This window comes from Pontibacter sp. HJ8 (assembly GCF_054824225.1).
On record NZ_JSYF01000621.1, the window covers coordinates 1 to 2,520 of the forward strand.

Annotated in this window: 2 protein-coding genes; both read left to right on the forward strand. The window is 52.5% G+C overall.

The window, feature by feature from the left end; all coding sequences use genetic code 11:
* Positions 1-449: 449 nt before the first annotated feature.
* A complete protein-coding gene (locus OB13_RS20085) occupies positions 450-1,022 on the forward strand; it encodes a DUF1543 domain-containing protein (RefSeq protein ID WP_461491968.1) in 573 nt (190 codons plus the stop codon).
* 171 nt (positions 1,023-1,193) lie between these two features.
* A partial coding sequence (gene dacB / locus OB13_RS20090) for a D-alanyl-D-alanine carboxypeptidase/D-alanyl-D-alanine endopeptidase (protein WP_461491969.1) occupies positions 1,194-2,520 on the forward strand: 1,327 nt, incomplete at its 3' end.

Below are 2,520 nucleotides of genomic sequence, written 5' to 3' on the forward strand. Positions count from 1 at the left end.
CGCTCGAACAGTGTGTTGCCACAAAGTGCACCTGGCTGAAGTCGTTGCTTCGTAGCAGCCGTTGTAAGTATGCCTTGCTATACCTGTTAGCTATACTTATTCGTGCAGAAATTCTCCCCTTGAGGGGAGATAGAGGGGTGTCAAATCAGTGGCTATGAAACTAGAAGTGTAAAACAGGAAAAGCAGGCTCCCCTCAAGGGCTAAGGAGGGGCAGGGGTGGTTGGACCCGGAACTACAGGGAAGATTCAACCAGACACTCGCAGGAGCTGCGCACTCTGCGAGGTCATTACCGGCTATACCTATATCTATTCCTATACTAGGAGCTCGATTCGGACAAGTCGCGACCTGCCCTACAAAATCCTGTGAATCCTGGGGTAGGGGCCTTATTTGGAAGAGGAAAGCCTAGATAAAAATAAAATTGACTAAAATTCAGATCATACACTAAATACATGCAATCACTAAAACTCTTCATGCTCATGTTGGGCTGCAGGCCGGCGGGCAGAAACACGGAGCAGCACGATATTTTCTTTGGTATCGGGCATGCTGTAAAGGATCTGGTGCCGGATATAAAAGCGTTCTGGCCGGAGGCGAAAGGCAACATCCACGTCGATGCCTGGCGGGAGGTCACGCAGGTAAACGGCTACAGCATATCCGTTATTGAGAAAGAGGAGCACACCGAAAGCATTGCAGAAGCGGGAGCGGACAAGCTTTTCTTCCTCAACCTGGGTGGGTATAAGCCGGGAGAGTTTGATGAGTTTCATTACAAGATGCTGGTCGTAGCTGCAGATCAGGCCAGCGCCATCCAGCAGGCCAAGCAAACGGCGTTTTACCAGCACACCGGTTTCAAAGGGGCAACTTCGCACATCGACGATAAATTTGGCGTAGATGTGGATGACCTGTTCCAGGTGAAGGAGATCCTGCCGGAAGAAGTGAAGAGGAGGTATAGCCTGCAGATCAAGCCGGGTAACGCCGGAAGCGAAAACGAACTGAGCCTGGGATATTTACAATTGCATAAGCTCTAAGGGCTGCCTCCGGTATCACGCAGCAAAGCTGTACACTGCTGATGTGGGTGTGTGGGGCCATACGCGGTATGCCCAATACCCGTACCTGCCTATAGCTCCTGACCCTAAGGCAAGCGCAGGTATAGCGGCTGTCATGCGGTAGAAGCCAGATAAATTTCCTATTTTATGCGCATGAAACTGCCCATCCCCAAAGTCACCCTCCTGGCTGCGTGCCTCCTGCTGCATACCGTCGCCTGGTCTCAATCTGTTCCGGAGAAGCTGACAGCTGCTTACAGCAAATTCGAAGCCGATCCGCAACTTCGAAATGCAATTGCTTCGCTGTATGTGACGGATGCCAAAACAGGGAAAGTGCTCTTCGATAAGAATGGTACGGTGGGGCTGGCGCCTGCTTCCACCATGAAAGTAATTACCAGTATAAGCGCCTACGAGCTGTTGGGGAAGAACTTCAGGTATGAGACTAAGTTTGCAGTACGCAAAGGAAAAGAGAAGTCAGACCTACTGATCCTGCCCAGCGGCGACCCTACTTTTGGCAGCTGGCGCTGGCCTGTTACCAAGGAAGGGGTGGTGCTGAAAGGGCTGACTCAGGCGATCCAGCGTACGGGTATCCGGTCTTTTGATGACGTAATCATAGCCAATGATGGCTGGAACGAAGAGACAGTGCCGGATGGCTGGATGTGGCAGGACATCGCCAATTATTACGGGGCAGGGCCTGCCAAGCTCAACTGGCGCGAGAACCAGTATGATGTCATCCTGAGGTCCGGGAAGCGTATCGGCGATCCGGTAACCATTGTCAAGACGGTGCCGCAGCTCAATGGCTATGGCCTGCGCTCCGAGCTCACGTCGGCAGCAGCCGGTACCGGCGACAATGCCTACATCTATTTTCCGGTAACCGCTTCTGCTGCCACCATCCGGGGTACTATACCTGTCAACGAAAACAATTTCAAGATCTCAGGTGCGCTGCCATCGGCGGCCCATCAGTTTGTGAGCGCTTTAGCGGATACGCTCAAGACACTGGGGATACAACTCCCACATCAGCCGGTACAGCAAAACACAAAGCTGCTACCACAAAGCTATACCTTGTTTCATACCGTGGCATCGCCTCCGCTGGACAGCATCATTTACTGGTTCAACCGGAAAAGCATTAACCTGTATGGCGAAGCGCTGGCAAAAACCATTGCCTATCAGGGTGGGGAAAGTGCCGCTACGGACATAGGGCTCGACCTGATCCGCAAGTTCTGGCAGCAACAAGGCATCCCCGAAACGGAGCTCAGCATGGTGGATGGCTCCGGGCTTTCGCCACTGAACCGGGTAACCACGCATGCGCAGGTACGCCTGTTGCAACATGCCCGTAACCAGTCTTATTACGCTGGTTTTTATGCTTCCGTGCCGGTTTTTAACGGCATGAAAATGAAAAGCGGGACCATACGGGGCTCCAAAGGGTTTTGCGGCTACCACACAGGCAAAGACGGGCAGGAATATGTTTTCTCCTTCATCGTCA